Genomic DNA, 15874 nt, shown 5'->3' on the forward strand with positions numbered 1-15874 from the left:
GTTGCGCTAGCGCGACACCAGCAGGTGCCGGTTCAGCCGTCGCTCCAGCACGTTCCACACGCGGCGGATGATCTCCACCATCAGCAGGTATAGCACCGCCGCCCAGAGATAGACCTCCATGTCGTAGGAGCGGGAGAAGGCGAGGCGGGTGACGCCCATCAGGTCGTACACCGTGATGACGGAAGCGATGGCGCTGGCCTTGATCATCAGCACCAGCTCATTGCCGAGCGGGCGCAGGCCCACCGCGATCGCCTGCGGCAGCACGATCTTGCGATAGGCCAGCACGCGCGACAGGCCGAGCGCCTGCGCCGCCTCCATCTGGCCGACCGGCAGGGTCTGGATGCCGCCGCGCAGGATTTCCGACTGGTAGGCGGCGGTGTTGAGGGTGAAGGTGAACACCGCGCAGTTGAAGGCGTCGCGGAAGAACCACCACAGGCCGATATCGGTCAGCTGCTCGCGGAACTGGCCGGCGCCGTAATAGACCAGGAAGGTCTGCGCCAGCAGCGGCGTGCCGCGGAAGAAATAGGAATAGGTGAAGGCCGCGCGGCCGAGGAACTTGCCGCCCTCCACCCGGGCGATGGCCAGCGGCAGCGCGAGCAGCCCGCCGAACAGCACCGACAGCCCCACCAGCTGCAGCGTCACCCAGACGCCGTCGAGGAAGCGCAGGCCGTAGCGCGACATGAGGTCGGCGTTGAGGCCGATCAGGCTCATCGTCCACAGGAAGCCGTCGCCCAGCGATCCGAGAAAGGATTCCATCAATGGCCTCCCACGCGCTTGAAGCCGCGCGAGGCCCGGTTCTCCAGCGCGGTGAACACGATGCTCGAAAGCCCGGAGAACACGAGGTAGATGAGGCAGGCGACGAGGTAGAAGAAGAAGGGCTGCTTGGTCACTCCCACCGCGATCGAAGTCTGGCGCATCAGGTCGCTGATGGCGATCACCGAGACCAGCGAGGTGTCCTTCAGCAGCACCATCCAGTTGTTGGAAAGGCCCGGCAGGGCGACGCGCCAGAGCTGCGGGAAGGTCACCAGCCGGAAGGTGCTCCAGCCCGAGAGGCCGAGCGCGGAGGCCGCCTCCTTCTGGCCCTTGGGCACGGCGCGGATGGCGGCGAGCAGCACTTCGCTGGAGAAGGCGCCGAGCACGAGGCCGAGCGCCACCACGCCGGCGACGAACTGGTTCACCTCGATGGCGGCGCCCTCGACCAGGTAATTGGCGATGCGGGTGAGCAGCATCTGCCCGCCATAATAGACGATGAACAGCGTCAGCAGCTCCGGCAGGCCCCGGAACACCGTGGTGTAGAGGTCGCCGACCGCGCGCAGCAGGCGCGAATTCGAATCCTTGGCCAGCGCCACGGCGAGGCCGATGACGATGCCCACCGGCAGGGTGACGACGGCCAGCTCGATGGTGAGCAGCGCGCCCTTGGCGATCTCGTCTCCCCAGCCATTCGGGCCGAAGGAGAGCAGCTCAAGGAAATTCAGCATGACGGATGGCGCGCCCCACGGTCATCGACGAACAGGCGCCGCCCCGGCCCGGCCGGAACGGCGCCACGGCAGGCGCGTCAGTAGACGCTGAAGGGAAAGTACTTGTCGTTGATGGTCTTGTAGGTGCCGTCGGCGACGATCTCGTCGATCGCCTTGTTGAACATCGCCACGAGGTCGGGATCGCCCTTGCCGATGCCGATGCCGATGCCCTCGCCGAAATATTTCGCGTCGGTGTGGTCGGCGCCGACGAATTTGCAGCAGGTGCCTTCCTTGGAATTCAGCCATTCCAGCAGCACGATCTTGTCGGCCAGCACCGCGTCGAGGCGACCGTTGGCGAGGTCGAGATTGGCCTCGTCCTGCTTGCCGTACAGCTTCACCTCGGCGCCGGCCTTGGCATAGATGTCCTCGAGGTAGTTCGAGTGGATGGTGGAAGCCTGCGCGCCCAGCACCTTGCCCTTGAGCGCGGCCGGCGAGGTGTCGGTGATCTTGCTGTCCTTGGCGGCGGCGAAGATGGCGGCGGTCTTGTAGTATTTGTTGGTGAAGGCGATCTGCTGCTTGCGCTCTTCGGTGATCGACATCGAGGCGACGATGGCGTCGTATTTGCCGGCGAGCAGCGCGGGGATGATGCCGTCCCAATCCTGCGCGGTGAAGGTGCAGGTCACCTTCATCTTCTCGCAGAGGGCCTTGCCGATTTCGACGTCGAAGCCCTTCAGCTCGCCCTTGTCGATGTAGTTGAAGGGCGGGTAGGCCCCCTCGGTGCCGATGCGGACGGTTTTCCATTCCTTGGCCGAAGCGCCGCCGGCCATCGCCGTGACGAGAAGGGCCGCGGCCGCTATTCGGGTAACGAGGCTCATGATGTTCCCCTCTGGAAGCTCTTGCACGGGGCCGGCTGTTCTGTGATTTCCGGCAACCCATGCTGGCACTATTTCCGAAGCGAGTGCAACGGGGGTGCCGCATCCCTAGCCAGAAAGTCGAACTGACCCATTTGTGTGCATTGCAGCGCCATAAGCGGCGCCGATCGGGCGACGGGGCCGCACGGGTTGACGCCTTGGCCGGGCTGGTGTCTCACCACACTCCACGTCCCATGACTGACGTCCGGTGAAGAGGAGCGCGCAATGGCCACGGCAGACGACGTAAAGGCACGGCTGGCGCAGGTTTCCGGCCCCGATGGCCGCCCTGTGACCGAGGCCGGCGTGCTGTCGGACATCCTCGTCTCGGACGGCAAGGTCTACATGTCCATCACCGTCGACGCGGCGGAGGCGAAGGCGTGGGAGCCGGTGCGCGCCGCCGTCGAGCGCACGGTGCGCGGCACGCCCGGCGTCACCTCGGCGCTGGTGGCGCTCACCGCCGAGCGCAAGGCGGGCCTGCCCCCGATCGCGTCGCATACGCCGGCGTCGGCGCGTGCGCCCGCGCAAGGCGGCCATTCGCATGCCGGCCATTCGCATGCCGGCCATTCGCATGCCGGACATTCCCACGCCGCGCCGCCGGCCGATCCGCAGAAGGGAGCGCCGGGCCTGCCGGGCGTCGGCGCCATCATCGCCGTCGCCTCCGGCAAGGGCGGCGTTGGCAAGTCGACGCTGGCGGCCAATCTCGCGCTGGGCCTCGCCTCCTTCGGGCTGAAGGTCGGGCTGCTCGACGCCGACATTTACGGCCCCTCCGTGCCGCGCCTGATGGGGCTGAAGGGCCGGCCCGAGGTGAACGGCCGGATGATCACGCCGATGCAGGCCTTCGGCCTCAAGGTGATGTCCATCGGCTTCATGGTCGAGGAAGAGACGCCGATGATCTGGCGCGGGCCGATGGTGATGTCGGCCATCAGCCAGATGCTGAAGGAAGTGAACTGGGCGCCGCTCGACATTCTTGTCGTCGACATGCCGCCCGGAACCGGCGATGCGCAGCTCACCATGGCGCAGCAGGTGCCGCTGGCCGGCGCCGTCATCGTCTCCACGCCGCAGGACCTTGCGCTCATCGACGCGCGGCGCGGCGTCGCCATGTTCCAGAAGGTGAACGTGCCGGTGCTCGGCGTCGTGGAGAACATGAGCTATTTCATGTGCCCGCATTGCGGCACGCGGTCCGACGTGTTCGGCCATGGCGGGGCGCGGCACGAGGCGCAGCGGCTCGGCGTGCCTTTCCTTGGCGAAGTGCCGCTGCAGATGTCGATCCGCGAGACCTCGGATGCCGGCAGGCCGGTCGTGGCGACCCGGCCGGACAGCCCGGAGGCGGAAATCTACCGCTCCATCGCCAATGCGGTGCGCGAATCGCTGGCCGGCCGCCGCAGCTCCGCCCGCCCGGCGCCGCGCATCGTCATGGAGGGGTGAGGGCGGTTTTGCGCGAGCAAGGCTTGGTGTGAGCAAGGCTTGGCGCGAGGGAGGCTAGGCCCGAGCAAGGCCAGGCGCGAGCAAGGTTTGGTGTGAGCAAGGCTTGGCGCCGCTCCTCGCCCAGCGCCGACCGGCCGTGCGGATAGGCCTCGCCCACCTGACGGCTTTTCCCGCCTGTCGGTGTTGCTGGCCTCTCGGTGCTTCCAACCTATCGCTCCCGCGCCTATCGCTCCCGCGCCGCGAACGAGGTGAAGAAGGCCTCGATCTCGGCAAAGCCCATCGCCTCGTCGAGGAAATCGAAGCGGCCCTCGCGCTGCATCGCCTGCGCCGCGCGGGCGAAGCGGCCATAGGCGAGGCGTGCGAGGCTGGAGCCGATGCTGATGCGCCGCACCCCGGCGGCGGCGAGTTCGTCCCTCGTGAAGCGCGCCGCGCCAATGCCGATGACCACGTTCACCGGCCGCGACACCGCCGAACACACGGCGCGCACCGCATCGATGTCCGGCAGTCCCGGCGCGTAGAGCACGTCGGCGCCCGCCGCCTCGAAGGCCTGAAGCCGGCGGATGGTGTCGTCGAGATCGGGCCGGCCCCACAGGAAATTCTCGGCCCGCGCGGTGAGCACGAAATCGCCCGGCAATGCCTGCCGCGCTTCCACTGCGGCCGCGATGCGCTCGACCGCGAGGCTGAAATCATAGATTGGCGCGTCGCGCCGGCCGGTATGGTCCTCGATCGAACCGCCGGCCAGCCCCACGGCGGCCGCGGCGTGGATGGTCTCGGCCACCGCCTCGGGGGAATCACCAAAACCGTTCTCCAGATCGGCCGACACCGGCAAGGGCGTGGCGCCGACGATCAGCGCGCAATGGGCCAGCATGTCGTCGCGGCTCGTGCCGCCGTCGCGCACACCGCCCGCGAACGCCAAGCCGGCGCTGGTGGTGGCCAGCGCGGCAAAGCCGCAGGCGGCGAGGATGCGCGCGGTGCCGGCGTCCCACGGGTTGGGCAGGATGAACGCGCCGGGGCCTTCATGCAGGGCGCGGAAACGGCGGGCCTTGTCGTCCATCGGCGGGTCTCCATCCATGTGGCCCGACGCTAGCAGTGGCACGGGAACAAAGAAAGAACATCTTACCTGTCATGGGTGTTCTGAATATTTTTTAGGCAGGCTTATTTCCCGGGCAGACAAGCAAGCTTCGCCTCTTGGCGATACTCCCCGCGCCGCCCGCCGCCTTAACCTCCGGGACGTCTCGGCGGAAGCCGATGCGTCGATTCAGCAAGAGGTAGCGTGCATGGCGGCGAATCCCTTTCATCTCGCCTGGTTTCTGCAGGGTTCGAGCATTCAGGCCTGGGGCGAGCCGTGGACCGGCAATATCGGCCAGGACTGGATGACCGCCGATCTGTTCGTCGACCTCGTGCGGGCCATGGAGCGCGCGTGCTTCGATTATCTCCTCATCGAGGATTCGATCTATGTCGGCGAGAACTGGCAGAATTCGCGCGACATCTTCCTGAAGGGCGGCATCTGCGTGCCCCGGCAGGAGCCGAGCGTGGTGGCGACGCTGCTGGCGGCCTCCACCCGCAAGCTCGGCATCGTGCCGACGCTGTCGACCTTCGCCTATCACCCCTACCTCACCGCCCGCATCGTCTCCTCGCTCGACCAGATTTCCGGCGGGCGTGCCGGCTGGAACATGGTCACCGGCTCGTCGGACTTCTCCGCCCAGAATTTCGGCAATGACAAGCTGCCCGAGCACGACCAGCGCTACGTGATGGCGGAGGAATACATCGACATCGTCAAGAGCCTTTGGGGTTCGTGGGAGCCCGGCGCCATCCTCGACGACCATGAGAAGGGCGTGCTGATCGACCCCGCCAAGGTCCACACCATCGATTACAAGGGCGCCCATTACGCCTCGCGCGGGCCGCTCAATTCCGGGCCCTGCCCGCAGGGCCTGCCGGTGATCGCGCAGGCCGGCGGCTCGAAGAGCGGGCGCAAGATCGCCGCCACCCATGCCGACACCATCGTCGCCGCGCCGAGCGGCGTCGCCGCCATGAAGCAGTACCGCGACGATGTCCGCGCGCAGATGGCGGGGATGGGCCGCAACCCGGATGACTGCAAGATCCTGTTCCTGCTCTCGCCCATCGTCGCCGAGACCGAGGACCAGGCGAAATGGGCCGCCGACCAGCGCCGCGTCTCCGCCGCGCAGAACCTCAACGCCCGCATGGCCCGCTTCGGCTGGAGCACCAATCTCGATCTCTCCAGCCTCGATCTCGATACGCCGGTGAGCCAGCTCACCCTCACCACCAATGGCCACCAGTCGAGCCTGTCGCAATTCCTCACCCGCGCCGGCGACAAGCCGCTGCGCGAGGCGATGATCGACCATGTGAGCGGCGGCTATTGCGTCGACGTGGTCGGCACGCCGGACAGCGTCGCCAGCCAGATGGACGAGATCATGGAGGAGATCGGTGGCGACGGCTTCCTCATCGCCCTCGGCGATGTCTCGCGCCGCTCGGTCGCCACCATCACCGACGGGCTGGTGCCGGTGCTGCAGCGCCGGGGCCTCACGCGCCGCGCCTACGCCCACCAGCATCTGCGCGACACCCTCACCGAATTCTGACCCCTCAACCGTCCCTCTCATGGAAAGACGCCGATGATCTCACGCCTTCCGCATCATCATCTCCGCCGGGCCGGTTGCCTCGCCCTCAGTGTCCTCGTGCTGGGCGCCGGCCTGTCGGCCGCCTCGGCCGAGAAGCTGAAGCTCGGCAATGAAGGGGTCTATCCGCCCTTCTCCATGGTCGATTCCTCCGGCAACCTCACCGGCATGGAGCCCGAGCTGGCGCGCGAGATGTGCAAGCGCATCGGCGCCGACTGCGAGATCGTGGTCATGGATTTCAAGGCGCTGATCCCCTCCATGCTGCAGGGCAAGTTCGACGGCATCGTCACCCAGATTTCGCCCACCCCCGAGCGGGTCGAGAAGGCGCTGTTCGCCACGCCGATCGTCTATAATCCGGCGACCTTCATCGTGAAGAAGGACAGCAACCTGACGCTCACCAAGGAGGGCGTCACCGGCAAGGGCCTGCGCATCGCGCTGCAGCGCGGCGCCTCCATGGTGCCCTATATCCACAAGCATTTCGGCAAGGACACCTTCGTCGAGGTCTATTACGACAACCCCGACCAGATGAAGCTGGACCTGCTCGCCGGCCGGCTCGATCTGGTGTTCGATTCCAAGATCAACTGGACGCTGGAGCTGATCGCCAAGCCCGAGGGCAAGGACTACATGCTCGCCGGCGGCGACCACTGGCTGGGCGACCCGTCCATCCCCGAGGCCGAGCGCGGCTATAGCTGGATCTTCCCGAAGAAGAGCGAAGCGCTGGTCAAGCGCGTCAACACGGCGCTGGCCGAGATGATCAAGGACTGCACCTACACCACCATCCGCAAGAAATACGTGCCGGTGGCCACGCTCGCGGCGGAAGCGGCCTGCGAGAAGACCAACTGATCACGCCCCGGGCGGAGAACGGCGCATGACGAATCTCTCCCCCGCCGACATCGCAGGCTATCTGCGCCAGCTCGGCGAGGGGGCGCTCATCACGCTGGAGCTGTTCCTCGCCAGCTTCGCGCTCGCCTTCACGCTCGGCGTGCTGATCGGGGTGGCGACGCTGTCGCGCAGCCGGATCATCACGGCGCTGTGGCGCGTCTACGCCTCCATCTTCATGGGCGTGCCCTCACTGCTGGTGATCTTCCTCGTCTATTACGGCGGCAGCGCCATGCTGTCGGCGGCGCTGGGCGAGTTCGGCGCCAGCATCGACATCTCGCCCTTCGGCGCCGGTGTCGCCGCGCTCGCCATCGTCTATGCCTCCTATGTCGCCGAGCTGGTGCGCGGTGCCATCGCCAACCTGCCCAAGGGCCAGTTCGAGGCGGCCCGCGCGCTGGCGATCCCGCCTTTCATCCTGTGGGGCAGGGTGATCCTGCCGCAGGCGATGCGGCTGGCATTGCCCGGCCTCGTCAATGTGTGGAGCTTCATGCTCAAGGAGACGCCGCTGGTCTCGCTCGCCGGCCTGCAGGATCTGGTCGCCAGCGCCAAGATCGCCGCCGGGGCGACCAAGGAGCCCTTCCTGTTCTTCATCGCCACGGCCCTCGTCTTCATCGCCTTCAGTGCGCTCACGCTCAAGCTCGGAACCTGGCTGGAAATCCGGCTCGACCGGGGCCAGCGCCGCGACCCGGCGCAGGGAAGGGCGGCTGCCGGGATGGAGGCATGAGCGCATTGCCCATCGACCTCGCCCTCGCCTGGGAGAGCCTGCCGGCGCTGCTGCAGGGGCTGAAGGTCACGGTGCTGGTCACCGTGCTGCCCATGGCGCTCGGGCTGGCGCTGGCCTTTCCCGTCTGCTTCGCGCGCATGTCGGAACGGCGCTGGCTGTCGCTGCCGGCGGAAATCTTCGTGGTGTTCTTTCGCGGCGCGCCGGTGCTGATCCTGCTCTATCTCGTCTATTACGGCCTCGGCCAGATCGAATCCCTGCGCAACGGCCCGCTCTGGCTGCTGTTCGGCTCGCCGCTCGGCTGCGCGCTGGTCGCCTTCGGGCTCAACCACGCCGCCTATATGGCGGAGATCCTGCGCGGGAGCCTGCTGGCGGTGCCGCATGGCATCGTCGAGGCCAGCGAGGCGCTCGGCATCACCAGGCGCAATATCTTCATCTGGGTGAAGATGCCGCTGGCCATGCGCTACGGGCTGAAGGCCTACCAGAACGAGGTGGTGAGCTTCGTGAAGGGCACGGCGATCGTCTCCGTGGTGACGCTGACCGACCTCACGGCGGTGGCCAACGGCATCTTCGAGCAGACCTATGACCCGTTCACGCCCATTCTGTGCGCGGCGGCGCTGTACTGGGCCTATGTGAACCTGATCCGCCTCGCCTTTGCCGGCTGGGGCCGCTGGCTGGACCGCCACAACGCCGAGACGGCCATTGGCGCGTCGGTGGCTGCGCCGGCGTCCTCCCTCAGCGTCGGCCCGGCGCCGCGCCCCGTCGCCCTGGGCAAGGAGGCGTCGTGAACCCGTCCGCAACCGATCACGCTTTCGCGCACCCCACCCCCGCCATCGCCCTTTCCGGGCTGGTGAAACTCTACGGCACGCATCGCGCGCTCGACGGTGTCGATCTGGAGGTGCGGCGCGGCGAGAAGCTGGTGATTTGCGGCCCCTCCGGCTCCGGCAAGTCGACGCTGATCCGCTGCATCAATGCGCTGGAGCGCCACAATGCCGGCCGCATCATCGTCAACGGCATCGAACTGACGGCCGATGAGGGCACCGTGCAGGATGTCCGGCAGGAAGTCGGCATGGTGTTCCAGCACTTCAACCTGTTCCCGCACATCACGGCGCTGGAAAACTGCATGCTGGCGCCCCGGCTCAATCGCGGCCTGTCGAAGCCGCAGGCCGAAAAGCTCGCCCTGCGCCATCTGGAGCGGGTCGGCCTTGCCGATCACGCCGGCAAATATCCGTCGCGCCTGTCGGGCGGGCAGCAGCAGCGCGTCGCCATCGCCCGCGCGCTGTGCATGGAGCCGCGCATCCTGCTGTTCGACGAGCCGACCTCGGCGCTCGACCCGGAAATGGTGAACGAGGTGCTCGGCGTGCTGGAAGAACTGGCCGCCAGCGGCGTCACCATGATCTGCGTCACCCATGAGATGGGCTTCGCCCGCCGGGTCGCCGACCGTTGCGTGTTCATGGACCGGGGAACCATCGTCGAAGAGGGCGGGGCGCAGGACTTCTTCGCGGCGCCGAAGAGCGAGCGGCTGCGCCATTTCCTCGCGCAGATATTGCGCTGAGGCCTACCGCGACGGTGCTTAGGCGACCGTCATCCCGGCCGCCGCCGGAGGCGCAGAGCCGGGATCGTACCCCGTCAGAAACGCGATCCCGGACAGGACCTGCGGTCCTTCCGGGATGACGCTTTCTGAGGCGTAGTCTTACGAAGCGGTCTCCCGGCAGCCGCTCAGAACTCCCGCAGCATCTGGCGCAGCGTCGCGCCCTCGGTGTAGCGGGTGCGGGCGAGGCCCCGGCGCTGCAAGGCCGGCACCAGCCCCTCGCAGATGTCGGCGATGTACTGCCGGCTGATATTGGCGGTGAACGGGCGGGTGATGAGGAAGCCGTCGCCGCCTACCTCCGCCATCACCTCGCCCATGCGCTCGGCCACCTGGTCCGGCGTGCCGACAAGGCCGTCGAGCCCGCGCGAGAGCTGGTCGGCGCAGAGCTGGCGCAGCGTCTTGCCCGAGCCGGTCTGCTGGAAGGCGTCGAGCGAGCCCTGCTCGCCATTGGTGGTGAGGTGCGGCAGGGGCGCGTCGAGATCGAAGGTGGAGAAGTCGATGTCGGTGATGGCGGCAATGAGTGCCAGCGCCTTCTCGCAATAATCCGGTGCCTCGACGATGCGCGCCGCCTTCGCCTTCGCCTCCGCCTCGGTCTCCCCGAGAATGGGCGCCACGACGAACAGCACCTTGATCTCGTCGGGGTCGCGCCCGCCGGCCTCGGCGCGTGCCCGCACGTCGGCGCGATAGGCCTTCAGCCCGGCAACGCCCATGGAGGGGGCGATGATGCTGTCGGCGGTCATCGCCGCGAATTGCCGCCCGCGCGGCGAACCGCCCGCCTGCACGAAGGCCGGGCGGACCTGCGGCGAGGGCACGCAGTTCAGCGGGCCCCGGCTCTTGAAGTACTTGCCGTTGAAATGGATGGGGCGAACCTTCGAGGCGTCGGCATAGGTGCCGGTCTCGTGGTTGCGCACCACGGCGTCGGGGTCCCAGCTGCCCCAGAGCTGCTTGACCAGCTCGACATACTCGTCCGCCATGTCGTAGCGCTCCTGGCGCGGCGGCAGCTTGTCCATGCCGAAATTCTCGGCAGCGAGGTCCTCGCCTGTCGTGACGATGTTCCAGCCGAACCGGCCCTTGCAGATGCCGTCCAGCGTCGAGCACAGGCGCGCCAGCATGAAGGGCGGGTAGGCCATGGTGGAGAAGGTCGCCACCACGCCGAGATTGGTGGTGTTGGCGCCGATCAGCGCCGCCATCGGCGAGGGGTCGGCCTTGGGGCCCATAATGTTGTGCTTGAGATAGACCTCGTTGGTGCCGCCATAGGCCTCCGAGATCATCAGCGTGTCTTCGAGCATGATGTAGTCGAAGCAGGCGCGTTCCATGGCCTGCGCCATGTCGATGTAGAACTTCCCGTCCCACGGATCGCCGCCGCCGCCGGTGAACGGCTTCGTCCACTCATCGACCGCGAAATTGGTGAACCAGCCGAGGTGGAGTGGCCGTGGACTCATGATGCCTGCCCTGTCTGCCCGCTGCGAGTAGGCATCCACGCTAGGGCGCCGGTCCTCCCCGGCACCATCGCGAAAAGCCCAAGCGATGTTCCGGCGGGAGGCGGCTCAACATTGGGCAGAGGGTAGGGGGGTGGGCAAACGCTGTGCAATTCGCGCGCAAGGCGGCGCGGCGCGCTCTTCCGGCGGCCGTGGAATGCCGGCAAAACGGCGTCGGCGCTGGTGCGGCGCACAAATTGCTACGTGCGGTGCGCCGGGGGGAAAGGGGCGCCATCGACGCGGAGAGAGGCATAGCCATGTCGCACATCAGCCAGATCTACGATATCGACCTGAAGCTGCTGCGCTGCTTCTGCACCATCGTCGAGGAGGGGAGCTTCACCGCCGCGCAGGCGGCGCTCAACCTCTCGCAATCCACCCTCAGCGAGAACCTGAAATCACTGGAGATACGCCTGGGCACGAGACTGTGCCGGCGCGGGCCCAAGGGCTTCAAGCTCTTCCGCGAGGGCGAGGTGGTCTACAAGGCGGCCAAGGAATTGTTCGCCTCGGTCGAAGCCTTCAAGCAGAAGGCCTCGAACATCAACCAGAACACCGTCTACGAGCTGTCGATCGGCATACAGGACGGGATCGTCGAGAACCCGCACGCCCGCATTCACGACGCCATTCACCGCTTCTGCGACTATTACCCCAATGTCCGTTTCCGCATGGAAGTCATGCTCGGCTTCCAGCTCGCCGGCCGGGTAGCCGACGGCATTGTGCATGTCGGCATCGGCCTGGTGAATGAGCATTACCCCCAATTGACCTATGAGCATTTGTTCGACGAGCAGGGCTTCATGTGCTGCTCCAGCCGGCACCCGCTCTTCGCCGTCCCCGACGCGCAGCTCACCATGGCGGACATCGAATCCGCCGCCTATTGCAACCGGGGGCATCTCGAATACTACCATCCCGAGCGGGCGCGTCGCGGCGATATCGGCCTCGGCATCCAGTCCCAGCTGGCGCTGATCCTGTCCGGGCGCAATATCGGCTATGTGCTCGACCACACGGCGCAGCCGCTTTTCGATGGCGGCTCGCTGCGGGCGCTGCGGCCCGATCTCGTGCGCATCGTCAACCCGATCACCGCGATGATGGGTCCGGCCGCCGCCGACTTCAAACTCGCGCGCCATTTCGTCGACTGCCTGATCGACGTCCATATGGAGCTTGGTCAGGCGCGCCTGCTGCCGCGCCCGGATTTCGCCACCGGCTGCGGCACGGTGGTGAACCGCGACGGGGTGTCCAGCGTGCTCTCCTCCATGAGCTATCCGGCGGCGCGGCACCGCAATGAAGGCGCCCCCACGCCAGCGGCCATCGAGGCACCGGACGGCGCTGACATGGACGACTTCGAGGTTCCGCGTCCCGGCAGGCAGCGGCACTACAGCGCCGCCTGAGCCGTCGCGCGGGCAGGCGGGCGACGTCGGGCCGGGAAGGCGGTTGCCCTGCGCGGCCGGCTGTTGCAAACATCCCTCGCCCGTCTGCCAGGGATGCCCGCCCATGAAGCGCCGTGACTTTCTCCGCAACGCCGCCCTCGCGGCGCCCGCCGCCACGCTGGCCGCGCCGGCCTACGCACAGGACGCGCCGCAGATCCGCTGGCGGCTCACTTCCTCGGTGCCCAAGGTGCTCGACGCCATTTTCGGCGCCAATGAGCTGGTGTCGAAATATGTGAGCGAGGTGACCGGCGGGCGCTTCGTCATCCAGAACTTCGCCGCCGGTGAGATCGTGCCCGGGCTGCAGGCGCTCGACGCGGTGCAGAACGGCACGGTCGAGATCGCCCAGACGCCGCTCTATTACTACACCGGCAAGGACCCGTCCTTCGCCTGCTTCACCACCATGCCCTTCGGGCTGAACGCGCGCATGCAGAACGCCTGGTTCTACCATGGCGGCGGGCGCGAGCTGCAGGACGAGTTCCTCGCCCAATACAACCTCGTCGGCTTTCTCGGCGGCAATACCGGCACCCAGATGGGCGGCTGGTTCCGCAAGGAGGTGAAGGACCTTGCCGACTTCAAAGGGCTGAAGTTCCGCATTGGCGGCATTGCCGGGCAGGTGGTGGCCAAGCTCGGCGTGGTGCCGCAGCAGATCGCCCCCGGCGACATCTATGCCGCGCTGGAAAAGGGCACCATCGACGCCTGCGAATGGGTCGGCCCCTATGATGACGAGAAGCTCGGCCTCAACCGGGTGGCGCCCTATTACTACTATCCCGGCTGGTGGGATGGCGGGCCGACCATGAATGTGGTGGTCAACCGCACCAAATGGAACGAACTGCCCAAGGCCTACCAGGCCGCCTTCGAGGCGGCGGTGGCCTATGCCAATGTCGACATGCTGGCGAAATACGACGCCTTCAACCCGGCGGCGCTGCGCCGGCTGGTGGCGGCGGGCACCCAGCTGCGCACCTTCCCGCAGAGCTTCCTCGACGCCTCCTGGAAGGCGGCGATCGAGCTCAATACCGAGATCGGCGCCAAGAACCCCGGTTTCAAGAAGATCATGGACGCGCAGGTCGCCTTCCGGAACGAGGAATATCTCTGGTGGCAGGTCGGCGAATACCCCTATGACAGCTACATGATCCGCGCCCGCACGCGGGGGTGAGGTGCTTCTCCCTCTCCCCGGCGGGGAGAGGGTGGGGTGAGGGGTCTTGTCTCCCGCCTCGCAAACCCCTCACCGACCCGCTTCGCGGGCCACCTCTCCCCGACGGGGAGAGGGAAGCAAGAAGCAATGAGGAAACGCCAATGCCGAGTTCGACCTCCCGCCGCGGCCTCATCAAGGGCGCCGGGCTTGCCGCCGCCGCTTCGACCCTAGCGGCGCCTCTTGCGGCGCCCGCCCTCGCACAGACCCTCCCGACGCTGCGCTGGCGGCTGACGTCGAGCTACCCCAAATCGCTCGACACCATCTATGGCGCGGCGACGCTGCTGTCGAAATATGTCGGCGAGGCCACGGATGGGCGCTTCACCATCGATGTGTTCGCGCCGGGCGAGCTGGTGCCGGGGCTGCAGGCGCTGGACGCGGTGCAGAACCGCACGGTCGAGGTCTGCCAGACCGCGCTCTACTACTATATCGGCAAGGACCCGGCCTTTGCCCCCTTCACCACGCTGCCCTTCGGGCTGAACGCGCGGATGCAGACGGCGTGGCTCTACCATGGCGGCGGCAACGAGCTGCAGAACGCCTTCCTCGCGAAATACGGCGTGGTCGGCTTTGCCGGCGGCAATACCGGCGCCCAGATGGGCGGCTGGTTCCGCAAGGAGATCAAGACCGTCGGCGATCTCAAGGGGCTGAAGATGCGCATTCCCGGCATTGCCGGGCAGGTGCTGGCGCGGCTCGGGCTGGTGCCGCAGAACTTCGCCGGCGGCGATATCTATCCCGCGCTGGAAAAGGGCACGATCGACGCGGCCGAATTCGTCGGGCCGGTGGATGACGAGAAGCTCGGCTTCGTCCGGGTGGCGCCCTATTACTACTATCCCGGCTGGTGGGAGGGCGGTCCGACCATCCACTTCATCGCCAACATGAAGGCGTGGAGCGAGCTGCCCAAGGCCTACCAGGCGGCGTTCGAGGCGGCTTCCGCCTATGCCAATGCCGACATGCTGGCGAAATACGACGCCCGCAACCCGGCGGCTCTGCGCCGGCTGGTGGCCGCCGGGGCGCAGCTTCGCCCCTTCCCGCCGGAGGTGATGGACGCCTGCTACAAGGAAAACATCGCGCTGATGGCGGAGATTTCCGCCAGGAACGCGGACTTCAAGAAGATCTACGACTCGATGCTCGGCTTCCGCAACGAGGAGTACCTCTGGTGGCAGGTCGGCGAATATCCCTATGACGGCTACATGATCCGCGCCCGCCAGAAGGGGTGAGGCCGCGCCGATGAGAGGCGCGCCGCGCGCCGCTCAGGCGGCGCCGCGCGGCTGCTTGCGCACCACAACTACCGGGCGCGCGCTCATGTGGTGATGCATGGTGTACAGCCCCGCCGCCATGATGAGGGCCATGCCGCCGATCGAGATGAGATCGGGCATGTCGTGGAACAGCAGGGCGGAGAGGCCCACCGCGCACACCACGGCGGCGTAGCGGAAGGGCGAGACCAGCGCGGTGTCCGCCGCCCGGAAGGCGGAGATGGTCAGCATGTGGCCGACCACCAGCGACACGCTGCCCCCGACCAGATAGGCCAGGGTTGCCGGGTCGATCGCGTGCCATTGCTCGACCGAGCTGCCGGCAAAGCCGAAGCTCATGCCCATCACCGTGGTGCCGAAGGTGACGACCAGCGTCGGCACATGGGCGCCGATGCGGCCGGTGATGAAATCGCGGAACGCCATCAGCAGGGCCGCGCCGAGCGGCAGCAGCGCCATGGCGTCGAAGGCGGAACTGCCCGGCTTCACGATCAGCGTCACGCCGGCAAAGCCGATGGCGACCGCCAGCCATTGCCGCCAGCCTATGTGCGCGCCGAAGAACAGCACCGCCACCGCCATGGTGGCGAGCGGGGTGATCTGGAGGATGGCCGTCGCGTCGGCGATCGACATCTTGGTGATGGCGGTGATGAACAGCATCGCCACGCAGGCCTCGGCCACCGCGCGCGCCAGCACCCGCCAGTCGGCGACGAAGCGCAGCGCCGGCAACTGCCCCTTCCAGCCCAGCACCGCGATCAGGAACAGCGCCGCCATGACGCCGCGCAGCGCGAGGATCTGCGAGGGCGGGATATGTTCGAGGGCGAGCTTGGAGAAGGCGTCATTGGTCGAGAAGATCGACGAGCCGGCGATCATCAGGAGGATGCCGCGCTGGGCGCTGGGGGCGTGCATGGGAAAGGTCCGAAAG

Annotated in this window: 15 protein-coding genes; 9 read left to right on the plus strand and 6 right to left on the minus strand. The window is 67.2% G+C overall.

Translation table 11 applies throughout. The features are described from left to right. Window positions 1–6: 6 nt before the first annotated feature. The 3 genes from ACQY76_RS14580 to ACQY76_RS14590 form a co-directional block, all read right to left on the minus strand. The gene (locus ACQY76_RS14580; protein WP_428029458.1) at window positions 7–756 is read right to left on the minus strand and encodes an ABC transporter permease; all 750 of its coding nucleotides are present in this window, start codon (window positions 754–756) and stop codon (window positions 7–9) included. After that, window positions 756–1478: an ABC transporter permease gene (locus tag ACQY76_RS14585; protein ID WP_428029459.1), complete on the minus strand. Its 723-nt coding sequence runs from the start codon at window positions 1476–1478 to the stop codon at window positions 756–758. The genes ACQY76_RS14580 and ACQY76_RS14585 overlap by 1 nt, the downstream gene beginning before the upstream one ends. 77 nt (window positions 1479–1555) lie before the next feature. After that, entirely contained in the window at window positions 1556–2332 is a 777-nt protein-coding gene (locus ACQY76_RS14590) for a lysine/arginine/ornithine ABC transporter substrate-binding protein (RefSeq protein ID WP_428029460.1), read from the minus strand. Window positions 2333–2593: 261 nt separating this feature from the next. Between ACQY76_RS14590 and ACQY76_RS14595 the strand changes: the two genes are divergently transcribed. Further along, window positions 2594–3793, plus strand: a complete 1200-nt coding sequence (locus ACQY76_RS14595; RefSeq protein ID WP_428029461.1) for an Mrp/NBP35 family ATP-binding protein — start codon at window positions 2594–2596, stop codon at window positions 3791–3793. A 223-nt stretch (window positions 3794–4016) separates the two neighbouring features. On the opposite strand, the gene ACQY76_RS14600 is transcribed toward ACQY76_RS14595, so the two are convergent. Then, window positions 4017–4847 (minus strand): isocitrate lyase/PEP mutase family protein, encoded by an 831-nt coding sequence (locus tag ACQY76_RS14600; RefSeq protein ID WP_428029462.1) that lies wholly within the window; start codon window positions 4845–4847, stop codon window positions 4017–4019. 223 nt (window positions 4848–5070) lie between these two features. Here ACQY76_RS14600 and ACQY76_RS14605 point away from each other — a divergent pair, with 223 nt between their 5' ends. The 5 genes from ACQY76_RS14605 to ACQY76_RS14625 are packed head-to-tail and all read left to right on the plus strand — an operon-like array spanning window position 5071 to window position 9581. After that, window positions 5071–6390 carry an NtaA/DmoA family FMN-dependent monooxygenase gene (locus ACQY76_RS14605; protein ID WP_428029463.1) on the plus strand — a complete coding sequence of 440 codons (1320 nt, stop codon included), beginning with the start codon at window positions 5071–5073 and terminating at the stop codon, window positions 6388–6390. A gap of 33 nt (window positions 6391–6423) precedes the next feature. Next, window positions 6424–7269 (plus strand): transporter substrate-binding domain-containing protein, encoded by an 846-nt coding sequence (locus tag ACQY76_RS14610; protein ID WP_428029464.1) that lies wholly within the window; start codon window positions 6424–6426, stop codon window positions 7267–7269. A 25-nt stretch (window positions 7270–7294) separates the two neighbouring features. Next, on the plus strand, window positions 7295–8029 hold the full coding sequence (locus tag ACQY76_RS14615; RefSeq protein WP_428029465.1) for an ABC transporter permease: 735 nt from the start codon (window positions 7295–7297) through the stop codon (window positions 8027–8029). Beyond that, entirely contained in the window at window positions 8026–8814 is a 789-nt protein-coding gene (locus ACQY76_RS14620; protein WP_428029466.1) for an ABC transporter permease, read from the plus strand. Before ACQY76_RS14615 ends, ACQY76_RS14620 begins: the two co-directional genes overlap by 4 nt. Next, a complete protein-coding gene (locus ACQY76_RS14625; protein ID WP_428029467.1) occupies window positions 8811–9581 on the plus strand; it encodes an amino acid ABC transporter ATP-binding protein in 771 nt (256 codons plus the stop codon). Before ACQY76_RS14620 ends, ACQY76_RS14625 begins: the two co-directional genes overlap by 4 nt. A 164-nt stretch (window positions 9582–9745) precedes the next feature. Here ACQY76_RS14625 and ACQY76_RS14630 read toward each other — a convergent pair whose 3' ends face one another. After that, window positions 9746–11059: an NtaA/DmoA family FMN-dependent monooxygenase gene (locus tag ACQY76_RS14630; RefSeq protein ID WP_428029468.1), complete on the minus strand. Its 1314-nt coding sequence runs from the start codon at window positions 11057–11059 to the stop codon at window positions 9746–9748. Window positions 11060–11352: 293 nt separating this feature from the next. On the opposite strand from ACQY76_RS14630, the gene ACQY76_RS14635 reads away from it, so the two are divergent. The 3 genes from ACQY76_RS14635 to ACQY76_RS14645 all read left to right on the plus strand — a co-directional run bounded on the left by ACQY76_RS14635 (window position 11353) and on the right by ACQY76_RS14645 (window position 14922). After that, window positions 11353–12477, plus strand: a complete 1125-nt coding sequence (locus ACQY76_RS14635) for a LysR family transcriptional regulator (protein ID WP_428029469.1) — start codon at window positions 11353–11355, stop codon at window positions 12475–12477. A gap of 103 nt (window positions 12478–12580) precedes the next feature. After that, window positions 12581–13669, plus strand: a complete 1089-nt coding sequence (locus tag ACQY76_RS14640) for a TRAP transporter substrate-binding protein (protein WP_428029470.1) — start codon at window positions 12581–12583, stop codon at window positions 13667–13669. 140 nt (window positions 13670–13809) lie between these two features. Then, window positions 13810–14922 (plus strand): TRAP transporter substrate-binding protein, encoded by a 1113-nt coding sequence (locus ACQY76_RS14645; RefSeq protein WP_428029471.1) that lies wholly within the window; start codon window positions 13810–13812, stop codon window positions 14920–14922. Between the two features lie 33 nt (window positions 14923–14955). Here ACQY76_RS14645 and ACQY76_RS14650 read toward each other — a convergent pair whose 3' ends face one another. Continuing rightward, window positions 14956–15858 carry a DMT family transporter gene (locus tag ACQY76_RS14650; protein WP_428029472.1) on the minus strand — a complete coding sequence of 301 codons (903 nt, stop codon included), beginning with the start codon at window positions 15856–15858 and terminating at the stop codon, window positions 14956–14958. Window positions 15859–15874: the final 16 nt, after the last annotated feature.

The sequence above is a fragment of the Ancylobacter sp. genome (assembly GCF_965279025.1).
GTDB lineage: Bacteria > Pseudomonadota > Alphaproteobacteria > Rhizobiales > Xanthobacteraceae > Ancylobacter.

What these genes read in the sequence shown, in the direction of transcription:
- ACQY76_RS14630 (WP_428029468.1), bottom strand. Translation starts at nt 11,059, where the DNA reads ATGAGTCCACGGCCACTCCACCTCGGCTGGTTCACCAATTTCGCGGTC.
- ACQY76_RS14640 (WP_428029470.1), top strand. Translation starts at nt 12,581, where the DNA reads ATGAAGCGCCGTGACTTTCTCCGCAACGCCGCCCTCGCGGCGCCCGCC.
- ACQY76_RS14615 (WP_428029465.1), top strand. Translation starts at nt 7,295, where the DNA reads ATGACGAATCTCTCCCCCGCCGACATCGCAGGCTATCTGCGCCAGCTC.
- ACQY76_RS14620 (WP_428029466.1), top strand. Translation starts at nt 8,026, where the DNA reads ATGAGCGCATTGCCCATCGACCTCGCCCTCGCCTGGGAGAGCCTGCCG.
- ACQY76_RS14580 (WP_428029458.1), bottom strand. Translation starts at nt 756, where the DNA reads ATGGAATCCTTTCTCGGATCGCTGGGCGACGGCTTCCTGTGGACGATG.
- ACQY76_RS14595 (WP_428029461.1), top strand. Translation starts at nt 2,594, where the DNA reads ATGGCCACGGCAGACGACGTAAAGGCACGGCTGGCGCAGGTTTCCGGC.
- ACQY76_RS14645 (WP_428029471.1), top strand. Translation starts at nt 13,810, where the DNA reads ATGCCGAGTTCGACCTCCCGCCGCGGCCTCATCAAGGGCGCCGGGCTT.
- ACQY76_RS14600 (WP_428029462.1), bottom strand. Translation starts at nt 4,847, where the DNA reads ATGGACGACAAGGCCCGCCGTTTCCGCGCCCTGCATGAAGGCCCCGGC.
- ACQY76_RS14585 (WP_428029459.1), bottom strand. Translation starts at nt 1,478, where the DNA reads ATGCTGAATTTCCTTGAGCTGCTCTCCTTCGGCCCGAATGGCTGGGGA.
- ACQY76_RS14650 (WP_428029472.1), bottom strand. Translation starts at nt 15,858, where the DNA reads ATGCACGCCCCCAGCGCCCAGCGCGGCATCCTCCTGATGATCGCCGGC.
- ACQY76_RS14635 (WP_428029469.1), top strand. Translation starts at nt 11,353, where the DNA reads ATGTCGCACATCAGCCAGATCTACGATATCGACCTGAAGCTGCTGCGC.
- ACQY76_RS14605 (WP_428029463.1), top strand. Translation starts at nt 5,071, where the DNA reads ATGGCGGCGAATCCCTTTCATCTCGCCTGGTTTCTGCAGGGTTCGAGC.
- ACQY76_RS14590 (WP_428029460.1), bottom strand. Translation starts at nt 2,332, where the DNA reads ATGAGCCTCGTTACCCGAATAGCGGCCGCGGCCCTTCTCGTCACGGCG.
- ACQY76_RS14610 (WP_428029464.1), top strand. Translation starts at nt 6,424, where the DNA reads ATGATCTCACGCCTTCCGCATCATCATCTCCGCCGGGCCGGTTGCCTC.